At 55.2% G+C, this 17,383-nt stretch carries 18 protein-coding genes; 15 read left to right on the plus strand and 3 right to left on the minus strand.

Translation table 11 applies throughout. The features are described 5' to 3' along the window. Positions 1 to 26: 26 nt before the first annotated feature. Genes OGV82_RS17710 through OGV82_RS17720 form a run of 3 tightly spaced genes read left to right on the plus strand, consistent with a single transcriptional unit; the run spans position 27 to position 2,577 of the window. Positions 27 to 1,034, plus strand: coding sequence for a taurine ABC transporter substrate-binding protein (locus OGV82_RS17710; protein WP_012132932.1), 1,008 nt, complete (start codon positions 27 to 29; stop codon positions 1,032 to 1,034). Continuing rightward, positions 1,031 to 1,801 (plus strand): ABC transporter permease, encoded by a 771-nt coding sequence (locus OGV82_RS17715; RefSeq protein WP_047457674.1) that lies wholly within the window; start codon positions 1,031 to 1,033, stop codon positions 1,799 to 1,801. Before OGV82_RS17710 ends, OGV82_RS17715 begins: the two co-directional genes overlap by 4 nt. Then, positions 1,801 to 2,577 (plus strand): ABC transporter ATP-binding protein, encoded by a 777-nt coding sequence (locus OGV82_RS17720; protein WP_047457671.1) that lies wholly within the window; start codon positions 1,801 to 1,803, stop codon positions 2,575 to 2,577. The genes OGV82_RS17715 and OGV82_RS17720 overlap by 1 nt, the downstream gene beginning before the upstream one ends. A gap of 33 nt (positions 2,578 to 2,610) precedes the next feature. Here the strand turns inward: OGV82_RS17720 and OGV82_RS17725 are convergent, their stop codons facing one another. Then, positions 2,611 to 3,717 (minus strand): 4Fe-4S binding protein, encoded by a 1,107-nt coding sequence (locus OGV82_RS17725; protein ID WP_047457669.1) that lies wholly within the window; start codon positions 3,715 to 3,717, stop codon positions 2,611 to 2,613. 228 nt (positions 3,718 to 3,945) lie between these two features. On the opposite strand from OGV82_RS17725, the gene OGV82_RS17730 reads away from it, so the two are divergent. Beyond that, complete coding sequence (locus tag OGV82_RS17730; RefSeq protein ID WP_047457666.1) at positions 3,946 to 4,251, plus strand: type II toxin-antitoxin system RelE/ParE family toxin; 306 nt, start codon at positions 3,946 to 3,948, stop codon at positions 4,249 to 4,251. A gap of 87 nt (positions 4,252 to 4,338) precedes the next feature. Continuing rightward, the gene (locus OGV82_RS17735) at positions 4,339 to 4,680 is read left to right on the plus strand and encodes a HigA family addiction module antitoxin (protein ID WP_012132926.1); all 342 of its coding nucleotides are present in this window, start codon (positions 4,339 to 4,341) and stop codon (positions 4,678 to 4,680) included. 139 nt (positions 4,681 to 4,819) lie between these two features. Here OGV82_RS17735 and cbpM read toward each other — a convergent pair whose 3' ends face one another. Further along, complete coding sequence (gene cbpM, locus OGV82_RS17740; RefSeq protein WP_047457663.1) at positions 4,820 to 5,125, minus strand: chaperone modulator CbpM; 306 nt, start codon at positions 5,123 to 5,125, stop codon at positions 4,820 to 4,822. Continuing rightward, positions 5,125 to 6,045 (minus strand): curved DNA-binding protein, encoded by a 921-nt coding sequence (gene cbpA / locus OGV82_RS17745; protein WP_047457661.1) that lies wholly within the window; start codon positions 6,043 to 6,045, stop codon positions 5,125 to 5,127. Before cbpA ends, cbpM begins: the two co-directional genes overlap by 1 nt. Before the next feature lie 229 nt (positions 6,046 to 6,274). Here cbpA and OGV82_RS17750 point away from each other — a divergent pair, with 229 nt between their 5' ends. The 10 genes from OGV82_RS17750 to OGV82_RS17795 all read left to right on the plus strand — a co-directional run bounded on the left by OGV82_RS17750 (position 6,275) and on the right by OGV82_RS17795 (position 17,382). Beyond that, positions 6,275 to 6,640, plus strand: a complete 366-nt coding sequence (locus OGV82_RS17750; protein WP_101744367.1) for a copper resistance protein — start codon at positions 6,275 to 6,277, stop codon at positions 6,638 to 6,640. Positions 6,641 to 6,688: 48 nt separating this feature from the next. Next, positions 6,689 to 8,575 carry a protein-disulfide reductase DsbD family protein gene (locus OGV82_RS17755; RefSeq protein ID WP_047457656.1) on the plus strand — a complete coding sequence of 629 codons (1,887 nt, stop codon included), beginning with the start codon at positions 6,689 to 6,691 and terminating at the stop codon, positions 8,573 to 8,575. Beyond that, complete coding sequence (locus OGV82_RS17760; RefSeq protein ID WP_047457653.1) at positions 8,572 to 9,195, plus strand: DsbA family protein; 624 nt, start codon at positions 8,572 to 8,574, stop codon at positions 9,193 to 9,195. Before OGV82_RS17755 ends, OGV82_RS17760 begins: the two co-directional genes overlap by 4 nt. After that, positions 9,185 to 9,691, plus strand: coding sequence for a protein disulfide oxidoreductase (locus tag OGV82_RS17765; RefSeq protein ID WP_012132917.1), 507 nt, complete (start codon positions 9,185 to 9,187; stop codon positions 9,689 to 9,691). The genes OGV82_RS17760 and OGV82_RS17765 overlap by 11 nt, the downstream gene beginning before the upstream one ends. A 182-nt stretch (positions 9,692 to 9,873) precedes the next feature. Next, positions 9,874 to 10,689, plus strand: coding sequence for a Na(+)-translocating NADH-quinone reductase subunit C (locus tag OGV82_RS17770; RefSeq protein ID WP_071818862.1), 816 nt, complete (start codon positions 9,874 to 9,876; stop codon positions 10,687 to 10,689). A 349-nt stretch (positions 10,690 to 11,038) separates the two neighbouring features. Next, positions 11,039 to 12,925 (plus strand): FTR1 family iron permease, encoded by a 1,887-nt coding sequence (locus tag OGV82_RS17775; RefSeq protein WP_127891241.1) that lies wholly within the window; start codon positions 11,039 to 11,041, stop codon positions 12,923 to 12,925. Positions 12,926 to 12,965: 40 nt separating this feature from the next. Continuing rightward, positions 12,966 to 13,493, plus strand: a complete 528-nt coding sequence (locus OGV82_RS17780) for an iron transporter (RefSeq protein ID WP_012132914.1) — start codon at positions 12,966 to 12,968, stop codon at positions 13,491 to 13,493. A gap of 103 nt (positions 13,494 to 13,596) precedes the next feature. Continuing rightward, entirely contained in the window at positions 13,597 to 14,976 is a 1,380-nt protein-coding gene (locus OGV82_RS17785; RefSeq protein ID WP_000119836.1) for a Fe-S-containing protein, read from the plus strand. Between the two features lie 2 nt (positions 14,977 to 14,978). Beyond that, positions 14,979 to 16,262, plus strand: coding sequence for an ABC transporter permease (locus tag OGV82_RS17790; RefSeq protein WP_101744369.1), 1,284 nt, complete (start codon positions 14,979 to 14,981; stop codon positions 16,260 to 16,262). After that, on the plus strand, positions 16,252 to 17,382 hold the full coding sequence (locus tag OGV82_RS17795; RefSeq protein ID WP_000729219.1) for an ABC transporter permease: 1,131 nt from the start codon (positions 16,252 to 16,254) through the stop codon (positions 17,380 to 17,382). Before OGV82_RS17790 ends, OGV82_RS17795 begins: the two co-directional genes overlap by 11 nt. Position 17,383 lies beyond the last annotated feature (1 nt).

The following is a 17,383-nucleotide window of genomic DNA, read 5'->3' on the forward strand; positions in this document are numbered from 1 at the left end:
ACGTTATTATTTAAAGGATAAATTAAATGAAAAAAAGTCTCTGCGTATTACTTGCAGCGGGTGGCCTGTGGGTCAATACCAGCGTTGCCGAAACACCCGCAGAAGTCCGCGTGGCATACAGCGGCGGTTCTCAGGTGCTGATGCTGGCAAAAGCCGATGGTTCTCTGGATAACGCTTTACACAGCAAGGTCAAATGGGTGCAATTTGCGTCCGGTGCGGATGCGTTAAATTATTTTGCCAGTAACGCGATTGATATTGCCAATTTCGGCTCCAGCCCGGCAACGGCAGGCATTGTCAGAAAACTGCCGGTGGAGATTGTCGGCGTCTCCGGGGTGATTGCCAGCTACGAGCGTTTAATTGGTAAAGACGGCATTACCCGTATTAACGATATTGAAGGCAAACGCGTAGCCTATCCGCCAAACTCGACGGCGCAATATGCGCTTGAAGCCGCCATCAGCGTTAACCATCTCGATCGCAGCAAAATAACCTTATTGCCGCTGCGTCCGGCGGAAATGGTCGCGGCCTGGAAACGCGGCGATATCGACGCGGGCTATGTCTGGGCGCCGTTTGCTCAGGAACTTGAAGCCTCCGGCGGGCATCAGGTATTCGCGACCAAAGATCTGCAAAAGGACGGCTACCTGATTTACAACAACTACGTCGTGCGTAAAGCCTTTGCCGAACAGTATCCGCAAACCGTCAGCGCGTTCCTGCGCGTTCATCAGGAAAAAGTTGATGAGTTTAAGAAAGACCCGGAACGCGCGGCGGCGATTGTGGCGAAAGAGGTGGGCGCGCCGGTGACGACTGCCGTGAATACGTTGGGTGGGCTGGAATACCCAACCCTGACGCAGCAGGGTACGGCGGACTGGCTTGGCAATGGAACCCAGACGACTGACAGCGGTATTGGTAAAGCGCTGACCAAAACCTCTGACTTCCTGGCGGGGATTGGCGAGATCCGCAAACGTGATATCCCGGCGAACTGGGACAGCGCCATTAACTCCCGCTACATCCGTGACGCGGCGGTAGCAGCGCAATGAGATTGAGTTATCACATCGCCATCAGCGTCGTTTCGGTGGCTATTTTCTTTATCGTCTGGCAAGTGGCGACGATGCGGCAATGGGTGGACCCGCTGCTGCTGCCGTCGCTACAGGATATCGGTCTGACAACCGAAGAGCTGTTGGCTGATGGTTATCGTCAGGTGCCGTTGTGGGAGCATGTCGCAGTCAGCCTGGCCCGGGCCTTAAGCGCTTTTTCTGTGGCAATTATCATCGGCATCCCCCTGGGGTTGCTGATGGGGTTGTCGGAAGGTCTGGCGGCGGTACTGAATCCGTTCGTGCAGTTTTTGCGCCCGCTACCCAAGATTGCGCTTATTCCGCTGGCGGTCGTCTGGCTGGGGATCGGTGAGGCGTCGAAGTTCTTTCTGATCTTCATCGCCACCTTCCTGAGCGTGGTCGTGGGGGCATCTGCTGCGGTCGATCGTATTGGCCGCTCGCGCATTCGTGTGGCGCAAACGCTCGGCGCGTCGCGCAAACAGATTTTTCTGCGCGTGGTGTTGCCGGATGCGCTGCCGGAACTGTTTACCACGGTCAGGCTGTCGATAGGGATCGGCTGGACATCGCTCATCGCGGCGGAAATGGTGGCGGCCAGTTCGGGTCTCGGCTGGATGGTGATTAACGCCAGCTCGTATCTGCGAACCGATATCGTGATGCTGGGGATTCTGCTGCTCGGCGGTATCGGCTATTTACTGGATTTATTGCTGCTGGGGCTGCAACGCTTTTTTGTGCCCTGGGCGGGGAAAGAGTAATGAGTGCCATCACACTGGAAAACGTATCGCTCTCTTTTGCGGCAAAACCGCAGCCGTTCACGGTGCTGGACGATATCAGCCTGTCTCTGGAGAAAGGGGAATTTGTTGTTCTGTTGGGGCCGTCCGGCTGCGGGAAGTCCACGATCCTGAATCTGGTCGCCGGATTCAACAAGCCGGATCGCGGGCGCGTGGCGGCAGGCGGAAAGACAGTGAAGCTGCCAGGGCCAGACCGGGGAATGATCTTCCAGCAGCCAAATTTGTTTCCCTGGCTGTCGGTACTGGAAAACGTCACCTTTGGCCCACGGCTGGGGAAATACCACAAAAATGAGGTCAACGCCCAGGCGCTGGACTGGCTGACGCGGGTAGGGCTGAAAGGCTTTGAACATCATGCGCCCTGGCAACTCTCCGGCGGGATGAAACAGCGCGTGGCGCTGGCCCGCGCATGGCTGCCGGAGCCGGAGGTGTTGCTACTCGATGAACCGTTCGGCGCGCTGGATGCGCAAACGCGTCTGATGATGCAGGAACTCCTGCGCGATGCCTGGCTTGCTACCGGCACCACGCTGCTGTTTGTGACTCACGACGTAGAAGAGGCGCTGTTCCTGGCCGATCGTATTCTGATTATGTCGGCGAAGCCCGGAAAAATCGTTGAGGAGGTCATCCTGCCTTTTGGCCGCGAACGCGATATCGAAACTCTGGCTGAACACCCGGCTTACAGTGGGATCAAACATCATGTACTGCACCGGGTGCGTCAGGAGGCAAAGCGCCATTTAGGATGAAAACACCGCCAGCGTGGGCGCGTTATTTCTTAACTAATGCCCAATCATCCTCGCCTGGGGAATTAAGCGGAAGTAAAGATGCTCCGGCACCGGGCTATCCCAGGCGCCGGCATACATCGCAATCGCGATAGCGGCAAAAAGTATCCCGAGTATCAATATTGTCATGGCGACGCCCGAAAGCGCGGCCTGTAGCCATAACGGTTTTATCGCCTCGCGTTTTCCTTCCGGCGCGCCAGAAGGCGTGCGTAGTGAAAAGTTGAGCGTTGAGGCAACCGGGCAGGACTCCACGCAGGTCATGCAGCCTGTGCATTCAACGGTTCTGACCTGAATCAGCGTGTCTACCGGGATACGGGAGGGACAATTTTGAGCGCACTTTCCACAATCAATACAGCTGTCGGCATTGCGGCGGATTTTAAAGGGAGAAAAAAACGAAAACAGACCAAGTAGAGCGCCGTAAGGGCACAGATAACGACACCAGAAATGACGAATAAATAAGCTGGCGACGGCGAAAAATATGACGCAGATAAGCGTGGTTGTTCCAATATTGCGGAAAAAATCGAGCATTTTAACGTCGATAATAATGCCATAAGCTGACATCAGGAACATCTGAATACCCTGTGCAGGCATGGATAACGCGATATAAAGAAAAAAGCTCAATAACAGATATTTCAGACCGCGCAGGGGAATATCCAGCCAGCGGGGCAGGGTTATCGACGGCCCAAAGAGCGTTTCTCCGAGTTTGCCGATCAGCTCTGACAACGCGCCAACAGGGCACAGCCATGAGCAAAAAGATTTTTTTAGCAGCAGGCTGATGACGATAAATGCAACCAGAAGCAGCATGGAGGCGGCGTGAACAGGAGGGAGCAAACCGGTTTCCCAGGTGTATCGGATGTTCATCAAACCGGCGACAGGAAGCCAGCCTTCAATACCACCGGGTCTGGGGACGTAAACGCTGGCGGCGGCAGTTTCGTAATACCGGACCCAAAAATAGAATGTGATGCCAATATAAATATTGATCAGCAGGAGCAGAAATTGTGTCGCCCTGCGCCAGGTTGATGCATTTCGCCAGTCATTCCACGGCAATTTACCGCCGATGGTGCCTGGTCGACGCTGCCAGCGCGTTCTTTTCATCCCACCCATGATCTTTATTTCCCTGTGAACATGTATTCAGAATGCCACTATGCTACGGCGGTTCCCGGGGGCAGGAATTGATTTATATCGGATTAACGGCTTTTGCCACGGAATAATAATGATGGAGCAGTTTTGCGAGCGTCTGCTTTTGGAGTTGAGTTAAAATGGATGCACTTGTGCACAGTGCATGTGTGCGTTACAATGATCCTGTCCTGAGGAAACGGAAGGCAACCTGGAATGCCAAAGAAACTTGTCAGTATTGAAGACTTCCGTGACCAGTGGCTGGATGATTTTTTTATGTACTCTGCACTACATAAGAAAATTCCCCCGGATATACATTCAGCATTGGCCCGTAAGCTCGATATCATAAACGCGGCAGTGAGCTACAAGGATTTGAAGTCACCGCCGGGTAACCGATACGAAGAACTGGAAGGTAAATTGCAGGAATATTCTTCGATAAGAGTTAACAAGCAATATCGTTTGATATTCAAATGGGTGAACGGCAAGGCACAAGACCTCTACCTTGATCCACATGAGTATTAAACAAGCGTGAAACTATCGGCTTAGCCATTTGTACAAGGTTAAGCCGAGTCAGCGGCTTAATTGCCCTCAAAATGGATGGACTAACTCATGAACCAGGCAACCAGAAAACCCACGACAGTTGGTGATATCCTTCTGTATGAATACCTGGAACCGCTTGACCTCAAAATTAATGATCTCGCGGAAATGTTGCAGGTGCATCGTAATACCGCCAGCGCATTGGTTAACAACAATCGTAAACTCACGACTGACATGGCTTTTCGCCTGTCTAAAGTTTTCGATACCTCTGTAGAGTTCTGGATGAACCTGCAAACTGCTGTAGATGTATGGGAAACTGAAAACAATGCCCGCCTTCAGGTAGAGATGAGCAGGGTGATTACGGCGAGCGATTTTCTTGCGGAACGTCAGAAACAAGAAAAGAAAGTCGCGTGACCAGCCGAAAGAATGGAAAAGGCTGCAAGGTTTAACCGTTGAGGCCAGCAGCTTCCCTGTGACGTTAATGTGAGTTTTTTACCGTATCGCGGTGATAAAAATAAGGGGGCTGGCAGTGTGCCAACCCCCGTTTATTATTTTATGGGTGTTTGATAAAGCGGGAAAGACGCTGTATCAGCAAGCGGTTTTCCTGGCGTAGCCGGTCATTTTCTTCCAGCAAGGTCAGCGTCATCGCGATGCCTGGCCAGTCCAGCGCCAGCTCCTGGCGCAAGCGTAAAGCACGCTGCACGACGATCGCCGCATGATCGTCAAATAACCAGGATGCGGTTTCGTTCTCGCAGGGCTCGATCACCCCAAGCCCGACAATTTCGTTAAGCTCTTCCTCCGAAACCCCGGTATGCAGGCAAAATTCGGTAATTGTAAAGGTGACGGTTACGTTAGCCATTATGCTTTCCCCCACTCTTTGCGTGGATCAAAGGAGGACTGCGCGTCCGCCAGTTGCTGCCACAGGGCTGTGGCACTGTCGTCGGGTTTCGGCGGCATCACGATTTTGATCACAGCGTACAGGTCGCCCGTGTGTTTTTTGCTGACCAGGCCTTTGCCTCTGATGCGCAGGCGCTGCCCGGCCTGACTGCCTGGCGGGATGGTCAGCAGAATCTTCTCTTTTAGCGTTGGTACGGCGACCTTCGCGCCCAGCGCGGCCTCCCACGGGGCGAGAGGAACCACAATCTCCAGATCCTGATTGACGATATCAAACAGAGGATGCGGCGCGATATGAATCACTAACCACAGATCGCCATTCGGCCCGCCGTTTTCCCCCGGCGTTCCCTGGCCTTTCAGACGAATGCGCTGGCCGTTGCCAACGCCTGCGGGAATTTTCACATTCAGCGTTTTAGGGATCTCACGCTCCACAAGACCGAACGCGTTATACACCGGCAAGTTATAGCTGATCGTCCGGCTGTGTTCGGCAAGGGTTTCCTCCAGGAACACCGCCACTTCAATCTCAATATCGTGGCCGCGCGTCGCCTGACGCTGGCGGGATTGTCGGCCGTGTTGCCCAAAGATGGACGAGAAAATGTCGTCAAAATCTTCGGCGTTATAACTCTGGCCTTCGCCCTGCTGGAACTGTCGGTTGAACTGCGGATCGTTGCGGTGTTGCCACAATTGGTCGTATTCGGCGCGGCGCTGTTCATCACTCAGCACTTCCCATGCTTCCGCCACCTCTTTAAAGCGGGCTTCGGCATCAGGCTCTTTGCTGACATCAGGATGGTATTTGCGGGCCAGTCGGCGGTAGGCGGTCTTGATAGTCTTGAGATCGTCCGTCGGTTTCACGCCCATAATGGCGTAATAATCCTTTAATTCCATAGCGTTATCTCGCGTAAATCAATACATACGGCAGGGAATCCCCGGAAAAGTCATCGTTGTTAAGTGTAGGGTAAACCCGAAAGATGCGTATGAAAACAGCAAAATCATTATTAAAACTAATGCGTTTCGCCTGTAATAAGCGGGGCGACGCCGACATAACTTTACAGCGCAAAGGTTGCTAAAACCTTGTCAGTGGCTAAGATAACTCGCGTCAATCAGTGAGGATGTCATGGCGAAACGTCAACAACTGGGATGGTGGTTCCTCTGCCTGGCATGTGTTGTGGTGATAGTTTGCACCGCGCAGCGCATGGCGGGTCTGCACGCCTTGCAGATGGCGCCAGCCGCGACGGCGGTCGTCACTCAGGCGGATAGCTCGTCTGCTGATGATGCCTCGCCCGTGACGCCATGCGAACTCAGCGCGAAATCATTGCTTGCCGTGCCGCCCGTGTTGTTTGAAGGGGCGATTCTCGCGCTGTGTCTGTTGTTGTCCCTGCTGGCGCCCGTACGCGCCGTACGCCTGCCATTCTTTCCACCGCGAGCAATCTCGCCTCCCACACTCAGAGTCCATCTACGCTTCTGCGTATTCCGTGAATGACAGTCTGGCCGTTGCTGACTGTTAATTACCTGTTCACGGAGAAAAAATATGATCACTGTTTTCAGGCAGACTTTGTGCTGTCTGTTATTGCTATGGCTGCCCGTCTCGTGGGCGGCAGAAAGCGGCTGGCTGCGCTCGCCGGATAACGACCATGCCAGCGTCCGCCTGCGCGCGGACACGTCCCCGGAAGGCGAAACCCAGTTACTGTTGGATGTAAAACTGGAAAACGGCTGGAAAACCTACTGGCGTTCGCCGGGGGAAGGGGGCGTGGCCCCCGCCATTGCCTGGAAAGAAAATATGCCTGCGGTTGACTGGTTCTGGCCGACGCCGTCGCGCTTTGACGTCGCCGGTATGACCACTCAGGGTTATCACCACCGCGTGACCTTCCCAATGACGGTTCGCGGTCCGTCACCCGCGATGCTCAGCGGCGTGCTGACCTTGTCCACTTGCAGCAATGTCTGCCTGTTGACCGATTACCCCTTTACCCTCAAACCTTCGGCGCATGACCCGGCGTTCGCGCATGACTATGCCCAGGCGATGGGGCAGATCCCGCTCTCCCGGGGGCTGACGCAGACGCTCAGCGTGGGCGCTCGTCCTGGTGCGCTGGTGGTTGAAGCCACGCGTGCCGGAGGCTGGCCATCACCAGCATTGTTTCTCGACGCCGTTGATAACGCTGATTTTGGCAAGCCGCAACTGCGTGTTGAGGGCGAAAAACTGCTGGCGACGGTTCCTGTCAGCGACGGCTGGGGAGAAGGGGCACCCGATTTGCGTGGTCAAACGGTCACGCTGGTACTGGCGAATGACGGCGTGGCTCAGGAAAGTACCCTGGCGATCGGCAGTACGACGGCAAAAATGGCCGATAGCGCCGAACTGCCGCTCTGGCAGGTGATGTTGATGGCGCTGGCGGGTGGGTTAATTCTCAACCTGATGCCCTGCGTGCTGCCCGTGCTGGGGATGAAGCTCGGCTCGATTCTGCTCGTCGAAGAGAAAAGTCGTCAGCGGATACGGCGGCAGTTTCTGGCGTCGGTTGCCGGGATTATTGCCTCTTTTATGGCGCTGGCGATGCTAATGACCGTTCTGCGGCTGACCCATCAGGCGCTCGGGTGGGGCATTCAGTTCCAGAGTCCGTGGTTTATTGGGTTTATGGTGCTGGTGATGTTGATCTTCAGCGCCAGCCTGTTCGGGCTGTTTGAATTCCGTCTGCCTTCCGCGATGACAACCCGACTTGCTACCCACGGCGGCAACGGGATGGCCGGTCATTTCTGGCAGGGCGCGTTTGCCACGCTGCTGGCGACGCCGTGCAGCGCGCCGTTTCTCGGGACGGCCGTTGCGGTGGCGTTGACGGCCTCCTTCCCGGTGTTATGGGGGCTGTTTCTGGCGCTCGGGGTGGGGATGAGCCTGCCGTGGCTGTTTGTCGCGCTACGCCCTGGTCTGGCGCTGCGCCTGCCGCGCCCCGGACGCTGGATGAACGGATTGCGGCGCGTACTGGGCGTTATGATGCTCGGTTCGGCGATCTGGCTGGCGACGCTCCTGTTGCCGCATCTGGGATACGCGACAGGCAGCCCGGCGAAAGAGCGCGTCGTCTGGCAGCCGTTGAGCGAACAGGCGATCCAGGACGCGCTTGCGCAGCACAAACGTGTATTCATTGACGTTACTGCTGAGTGGTGCATTACCTGCAAGGTCAATAAGTACAACGTGTTACAGCGAGAAGAGATACAGGATGCGCTGCAACAGCCGGATGTTGTCGCATTGCGCGGCGACTGGACGCTACCTGCGGATGACATCACCGACTTTTTGAAAAAACGCGGCCAGGTGGCTGTGCCGTTTAACCAGATTTATGGCCCCGGTTTACCGCAGGGTCAGTCATTGCCCACGCTGCTGACGCGCGATGCGGTGCTGCAAACGTTGCGCGATGCGAAAGGAGTTACGCCATGAAATATCTGATGATTATGCTGTTAGCGCTGTTTACCGGTCTGAGCGCGGCGAAAGAACCCGCGCCGTTTACGCCGGAGCAGGAAAAGCAAATTGAAGCGCTGATCCAGGAAGCGCTGTTTAACGATCCTGCCAGCCCACGGATAGGCGCGGAGAAGGCGACGCTGACGCTCGTCAACTTTACGGACTACAACTGTCCGTACTGCAAGCAGCTTGATCCGTTGCTGGAGAAGATCGTGCAAAAGTATCCGCAGGTCGCGGTAGTGATTAAGCCGCTGCCGTTTAAGGGCGAAAGCTCGGTACTGTCGGCGCGTACCGCGTTAACCACCTGGCGTGAGCATCCGCAGCAGTTTTTAGCGCTGCATGAGAAACTGATGCAGAAAAAGGGCTACCACACCGCCGCCAGTATTAAACAGGCGCAGGAAAAGTCCGCCGCCACGCCGGTTACGCTGGATGAGAAAAGCATGGAGACGTTGAGCACCAATCTGCAACTTGCCCGGCTGGTTGGCGTTCAGGGGACGCCGGCAACCATCATTGGCGACGAGATGATCCCCGGTGCGGTATCGTGGGAGACCCTTGAGGCAGTGGTGAAAGAAAAACTGGCGGTGGCCCATGCTCAGTAAACTGCGCCGCTGGCTGCGTGAAGGCGCGATCTTACTGGTTCTGCTGGCTGGCGTGATAATCCTGCTGGATGTCTGGCGTTCTCCGCAGATGCCGGCCATGTTTGACAGCACGCCGCTGCATACGCTGGACGGGGAAACCGTAACGCTGGCGTCGATCAGTGAAGAACGCCCGGTGCTGCTCTACTTCTGGGCGAGCTGGTGCGGTATCTGCCGTTTCACCACGCCGGATGTCGCCCGTTTGCAGTCGGAAGGGGAGAACGTCATGACCATCGCGCTGCGTTCCGGTAATGATGGGGAGGTTTCCCGCTGGTTATCGCGTAAAGGGGTGACGTTCCCCGTCGTGAATGATAGCGGCGGTGAGATATCACGAAACTGGGAAATCAGCGTCACGCCAACGCTGGTGGTGGTGTCGAAGGGGCAGGTGGTAACCACGACCAGCGGCTGGACCAGCTACTGGGGCATGAAGTTACGTCTGTGGCGGGCAGCCATGTTTTGATAGCGTGCCGGGGAAACCCGGCATTTTTTAACCTATTGTCAGGATGTGTAAAACGAGCGGAGAGCGCGTTTTCTGTTATTTTTGCTGCTCTTTTACCGACGCCAGTTATTATTTTTTACCGCTGCCTGACGTTGCAAACCTGAATTGATAATGGCATATCTGTTTTAATTGAATGAAAGTCTGTGATACGTTCAGGCGATTTTTTCGATTTCCATTTTGACAGGGATAACAATTCAATGCGCAAGGGTAAAATTATTGTTGCATCAATGATGGTGCTTTGTGTCCTTATTTTTGTTGCGGCGGCAGCATGGTTTATGCTGTTCCAGGGAGAAATGACGGAGCCGACAGGGGAGGAAAAACAGGCGGCGATTTTACACGCTGCGGGCCTGATGAAATCAGAGGCCCAGGATAAAAAATCAGTCGAAACGCTCTATCATCGTTATATTATTCAACGCCATGTTAATTTAGATTCCGGCGAGCTGGTGGCTGAAAGCAGCACGGACGCCGCGCGCCAGAAGTGTGAAAAACTTGCCCCTGAACGCGACCCAGCGCAGGTTCGTCAGCGCTGTACGGTGGCGGATGTGTTCTTTGTGAAAGATAAAAATAATGAAATTCAGCAGGTTATCATTCCAGTTACCGGTAAGGGCGCGAAATCTATGATGCATGCGTTTCTTGCTCTGGGGCTGGACGGTCGTACGGTGAGAAATCTGTATTATTATCAGCAACGGGAAACGCCGTTTCTGGGGGCTAGGGTGGAAGACGCCAGTTGGCGCAAACAGTGGCCAGGGAAACGATTATTAGATAACAGCGGACATCCTGCATTGAAAATAGTACAGGATAAACCTGAACATGCCGATGAATATACCGTTGACGGTATTTCCGGTGCGACGTTGACATCAACCGGCGTTGAGAAAAGTATTAACTACTGGATGGGGCCGCAGGGATATGGTCAATTCTTACAGCGCCTTGCCAGCGATCGAAATAACCTTAATCTTTGAATATTGCTGTACGCAATAACGCGTTTTATTTCTGCCTGCCGACAATGAATAACATCACTGTCGGCAGGGGGATTTATTCCTCTGTTACCGCGCCTGCCTTGCCGTTAATTCCATGAGAAAAACAGGGAGATAACGTCCCTTTTATCAACGCATAATGTGTGTGTTCATCACGATTTGATGAAATAAGTTTACATAACTTGTCGTCTGCTGACATTTTTATGATCCAGGTCATGTACAACGCGACAAAAAGATATAATGATAATAATTATCATTTGTATTCTTTGGCGGTGTGCACGTGCGTAACTTCCGTAACTCTTTGTTGGTTACTCTCTTTGGCTTGTTTATAAGCATGAGTGTCTGGGCGTCGACGAATTATGCGCCTTTGATTGAAGATATCGAACAACGTCTTGATAAAACAGCGGAACTTTATCAGCAACAGCATACCGACGAGGCGCGCCGCACGGTACAAATGGCCTATTTTGAGGTGTTCGAGAACCTGGAAGGGCCGATCCGCATCAACATTTCTGCGCGCAAAAGTTACGAGATGGAGAGCGCATTCGGCGAGATCCGTCGAATGATTGGCGAGAAAAAACCGCTCGCTGACGTTCAGGCGCGCATTGACTGGCTGAAAGCCGCACTGCGCGAAGTGGAACCGGTGCTGGATGGCGGACATCGTCTGGTGGCCGAAGAGCAGCACAACGCGCTGTCCAGGGACGACATTGCCGTTCACTGGCAGGAGAGTTTCAGGACGATCGACGATCTGCTGGCGCAGGCGGTCACTGAATATCAGGCCGGGAACTACAGCGTTGCCAGTCAGCACGTTCAACAGGCGCACTATCAGGGCTTTAAAAACTCTGAGATGGAGATGTCCCTCAGACAAAACCGTTCTGCAAAAGATGCCGCCGCCATTAACCAACAATTCTCATCCCTGATTGCGCTGACCGCGCAACCTGACCATATCAACGATGTCTCTTATCAGGTCACTACGCTGTTACAGGATATCGAGGATATCTTACCCGGCTTGCCAACTACCCGTGACGATCAGCAGGTTGCCGCAGCGCAAAGCGCAGACAACATTCCGGCGGCGGACGAGGGAAATAACCGCACCGACTGGGCTGAGGTGACGACGGGAATTAACCAGAGCATTCAGGACGCGATAGCGCGCTATCAGGGCGGCGATGCGAAGAATGCGATTCTGGATATCCAGGATACCTACTTCGACCGCTTCGAAGCCAGCGGCATGGAAAACAAAATCGGCTCTCGCGATTCGGCATTTAAAACCACGCTGGAGGCGTATTTTACCCGCCTGGTCAGTCTGATGAAGGCCGGTCAGCCGGTTGAGCGCCTGAATGCAGAGGCCAGCGCGCTGGCGCAGGATCTGCAAAAAGCCGTGACGATGCTGGGCGAAGGCGAAGAAACCCAGTGGAGTCTGCTGCTCTATAGTCTGATGATCATCGTGCGCGAGGGGCTGGAAGCGCTGCTGATTGTGGCGGCAATCGTGGCCTATATGGTGAAAAACAATCATCAGGATAAGCTGCCGCTTATCCGTCAGTCGGTAATTGTGGCGCTGATCGCCAGCGTCATCACCGCCGCTATCTTCCAGATGCTGTTTACTAACTCCGGCGCCAGCCGTGAACTGCTGGAAGGCATAACGATGCTGATTGCCGTCGTGATGCTGTTCTTTATGAGTTACTGGCTGCTGTCCAAAGTGGAAGCGCGCCACTGGAAAGCCTGGCTGGAAGGCAAACTGTCTCATTCCCTGTCGCGAGGCTCCCTGGTCGGACTATGGCTGACCAGCTTCCTGGCGGTGTACCGAGAAGGGGCGGAAACGGTGCTGTTCTATTACGCTCTGATTGGCGATGCAAACACGGTATCCGGCCATATGGCGATTGGCGCCGGTTTTGTGATTGGCTGCGTGCTGCTGCTGCTCGCCTGGCTGGTGATGCGTTACTCAGTGGTACGCCTGCCGCTGAAACCCTTCTTTATGTTTACCGGCAGTTTCATGTATCTGATGGCCTTCGTCTTTGCGGGCAAAGGTGTTCTGGAACTGGTGGAAGGCAAACTGTTCCAGCCTACGTTGATTAACGGCTTCCCTGAAATCAGCTGGCTGGGGATTTATCCCTACGTGGAAACGTTGTTACCGCAGGTCGTATTGCTGCTCGCGGCGCTGGTGGCGCTGTGGGTGATGCGGCGCAAAAGCGCGGTTCCCGGGGAGACGATAAAAAATAACCCATAATCGTTGTATAGCCGTTGTTTTAGACGAGAGGATACGTTTGATGACCATGAAGAAAACCCTGATTGCCAGCGCAGTGATGGCCAGCATTTTCACTGCGCCAGCCGCGTTTGCTTTTAAAGAGTACCCGGCAGGCGAGCCTGTCACCATGAATGAAATGGAGCTGGCGGCCGTTTACCTGCAACCGATTGATATGGAACCGCGCGGCATGGGCTTACCGGCAGCAAAAGCCGATGTTCACCTTGAAGCGGATATCCACGCTGTAGAAGGCAATAAAAACGGTTTTGGCGCAGGGGAATGGATCCCGTACCTGACCATCAGCTACACCCTGGTCAACAACGACACGGGCGAAAAACAGGAAGGCACCTTCATGCCGATGGTTGCCAGCGACGGCCCGCACTATGGCGCGAACATCAAAATGATGGGCGTGGGCAACTATAAAGTGACCTACCACATTGAACCGCCGTCAAAAGCCGGGATGCATCGCCATACTGACAGCGAAACAGGCGTAGGCCGCTGGTGGAAACCGTTTGATGTGAGCTACGAGTTTAAATATGTCGGTCTGAACTAAAACCGACTAACCAACGCGCCTGGAGGATTCCCCCTTCTGGCGCGTTGGTCAGACCGATCATATGCCCGTCGCCTAATTCAACCCGCCGTACAGAGTCGAAGTTATGAGTTACTTTTTCGTCACGACGCTACAGGTCTTTTTCTGCATTGCGCTTCTTTCCGGTGTTCTCTGGAGTCGAAACGATCCTCCCTCTTTACGTCCACTGACCTGGACGCTGCTGACCGGGCTGATTGCCGGCGTGCTGGCGGGACTGTTTATTCACGGCAGCCAACCGGTACAACTGCTGCTGGTTGGGGCGGAGGTCATGGTATCGCTGCTGTTTGTCCTCAGTTTCTGGTGGGCTTCAACGCGTATCCGCTATCTGTGGCAGGGGATTCTGATTTTCGGCGCTGCCCGCCATTGGGCGCTGGACCCTAATCTGGGCGGGCTGACCAGTACGCATGTGCTGAATACTGACCTGTTGTTAAACCTGACGGCCGTCGTTCTCGCTTTTGCGATCCTCTGTCTGGCGGGCGTACTCTGCGCGATGCTGCTGCGGCGTATTCGTGGCCTGTACTGGCCGTTAACGCTGATTTTACTGGTGATGATCTGGCTGCCGCTGAGCGGCAACCTGCTGTTGTTGCTGATGAAATTACAGGTTGTTCCGCTGGGAAAATCACTGCTGAGCTTCGTGGCGAAAGTCACAAATAACACGGCGCTGTATAACTGGGCGGGAGCCGCGCTGCTGCTGGCCCTGGCGCTGTGCTGGCTTCCGGCGCTGTTGCGGGCTTTTCGACAGACGCGGGAAACCGAAGAACCGATCGCTCACCGTCTGGCGCTGGCGCAGCGTCGCAACGCTTTGCGGCTGTGGCTGGTCACAATCGGTTGCGCGGTGGTCGTTATCGCAGGCCAGCTGTGGTGGGATAAAGTGGCCTCGCAGCCGCCGCAACTCTCTGAAGCCGTGCCCGTAACGCTGGGGAGCGATGGCATGGTGCGCCTGCCGGTCGAACAGCTTCGTGACGGTAAACTGCATCGTTTCGTCTGGGTGGCGGACGATGGCAAAGCGGTGCGCTTCTTCGTGATTAACCGCTATCCCGACAAGCTGCGTTTTGGCGTGGTGTTCGACGCCTGCCTGCTGTGCGGCGATCAGGGTTATGTCATGGAGGGCAATCAGGTTATCTGCGTCGCCTGCGGAGTGCATATTTTTATTCCATCTATCGGCAAGGCCGGTGGCTGTAACCCGGTGCCGATTGAAAACTGGCACAATGATGAAAAAGAGCTGGTGATCCCCGGTAAAGAACTGGCGACAGGGGTGAACTACTTCTCGACGGTCATGACCATTAAAGTGACCGATCCGGTCGATGGTTCAACGTTGACCAATACCTCAGCCGATTACAAATACAGCTATGGCGGCAAGACCTGGTTCTTCTCGTCAGAGGCTAACTATGAACGCTTCCGTGAAACGCCGGAGCAGTTTGTTCCTGCCGACATGAGGGAGGAATAATCATGCTGTGGCGGATGTTACGACAATCCTGGGGGCGCAATTTACGCCGCAAAGTGCTGGCGATAATCACCGTTTTTCTGGCCTCCAGCCTGATCTCGGCGCTGCTGGCGGTGTCCATTGATATCGGCGACAAAATGTCCAGAGAGCTGAAGTCTTATGGTGCGAACATTTTGATTGAACCCGCCGGACAGGCTGCGCTGCCCGCGCTGTTTAGTGAGAGCAGTAATCCGCTTTCCGGTCAGGATTTTCTTGATGAAGCCGAGCTGCCGAACATCAAAGATATCTTCTGGCGAAACAACATTGTCGGGTTTGCGCCGATGCTCGGCGGCGAAGCCAGCGTGGAGGGAGAACCGGTGCGGATTCTGGGCACCTTCTTCAGTCAGCCAGTGGATATTCCTGATGAAGAGGGATATGAGACGGGGCAGAAAACGGTCAGCCCTTACTGGCAGGTGACCGGCGACTGGCCGCAGGAACCGGTAGGCACAGAGCCGCAGACCTTAGTCGGGCACGCGCTGGCGCGGCAAATGGGCTGGAAACCCGGTGATAAGCTGACATTACGTACCGAAGGCGAAGCGGCGCAGGTCACCGTCAGCGGTATCCTCTCCAGCGGCGGCGATGAAGATAACCAACTGGTGATGCCGCTAAGCACGGTACAGCACCTGCTGGGGCTACCCGGAAAAGTGCAGGCGATTCGCGTCTCGGCGCTGACGGTGCCGGAAAACGAACTGTCCCGCCGCGCGCGGGAAAACCTGGACGCGCTCAATGCCGAAGAGTACGACCTCTGGTATTGCACGGCCTATGTGTCGTCGATCGCGCATCAGCTGGAAGAGGCGATTTCCGGCGCGGAAGTGCGCCCGGTATGGCAGGTCGCGGCGTCTGAAGGGGTGGTGATTGATAAAATTCAGCTGCTGATGGCGGTCGTTACCGTCGCGGCGCTGGCGGCTTCCGCAATGGGGATCGCCTCGCTGATGACCAGCACCATTATGGAACGCGCCAAAGAGATCGGTTTGATGAAGGCGCTGGGTGCGCGACAGTGGCAAATCATGCTGCTGTTCTACCTGGAAGCGGCGTCCAGCGGGCTGGCGGGCGGCGCGCTGGGATGTATTGCCGGGTGGGGGCTGGCGAAAGCGATTGGCGTCATGCTCTTCGACGCGCCGCTTAATTTTGCCTGGATTGTGGTGCCGTGCGTACTGGTGATTGCGGTACTGATTGCGTTGATCGGCACCTGGTTCCCGGCCCGGCGGATCGCCCGACTGTATCCTGTGGAGGTGCTGTATGGCCGCTAAACGTACCATGCTCTGGCTGCTGGTGTGGCGGGCGCTGCGTCTGCGTTTTCAGCGGGTCAGCGTGGTGTTTGCCGCGCTGATGGTGGGGGCGACCATCGTGACGGCGCTTTCTGCCGTCTGGTTCGACATTAACACCAAAATGAGCGAAGAACTGCGCACCTTCGGCGCGAATTTTTACATCGGGCCGGGGCACGGTTCCAGTATGCCGCAGCAGGAGTTGCAGAGCATTCTCGATCAGGCGCCGCAGGGGCTGGTGCATGGCGCCAGTCCGTGGTTGTACGGCATGGCGCGCACCGAGCTGGAAAAAGTGGTGATGGTTGGCGTGTGGTTCGAGTCGCTGCAAAAACTGGTGCCGTACTGGCAGGTCACCGGTAGCTGGATTGGCGTCAGTTTTGACGACCGTAACGCGATGATCGGCGTCAAACTGGCGGAACGCCTCAACGTGCAGCCGGGCGACAGCATCACGCTGGTGGATCACAATCAGCGTAAGAATTTGCAGATTAAAGGCATTGTGGAGTCTGGCGATGCGACGGACAACATGCTGATCGTCAGCCTCGATGTGGCGCAGGCCTGGCTGCATCAGCCGGGCAAAATCAGCCACGGCTTGCTGAGCGTCAGTAACGATGTCGGCCAGGTGGAGAACTATGCCAGCCGGTTGCAGGCGCAGTATCCTGACCTGGAGATTCGTCCGGTGCGTAAGGTCTCTGCTTCCGAAGGGCAGGTGCTGGATAAAATTAAAGGTTTGATGGGGCTGGTCTCGATCGTGATTCTGGCGCTCTCTTCGCTGTGCGTGAATACCACGCTGATGGCGATTGTCGGCGAGCGGGCGCGCGAGTTTGCGCTGCAAAAAGCGCTTGGTTCCAGCAACGGCGATATTGTGCGGCAAATTCTGCTGGAAACCAGCATCATCGCGCTGGCGGCGGTGGCGTGCGGCTGGGTACTGGGATATTTGCTGGCGCAACTGTTGGGATTAACGGTGTTTAATGCCGCCATTTCGCTGCGTCTGCCGGTGTTGCCCATTACTCTGGTGTTGTCTTTACTGGTCGCCATTCTGGCGGCGATTGTTCCGGTGCGACGCGCGGTAAGCGTCGAGCCTGCTAAAGTGCTGAAAGGAGAGTAGC

Origin of the sequence: Citrobacter sp. CK191 (assembly GCF_030333435.1) — a bacterium.
Taxonomy (GTDB): Bacteria; Pseudomonadota; Gammaproteobacteria; order Enterobacterales; family Enterobacteriaceae; genus Citrobacter_B; species Citrobacter_B koseri.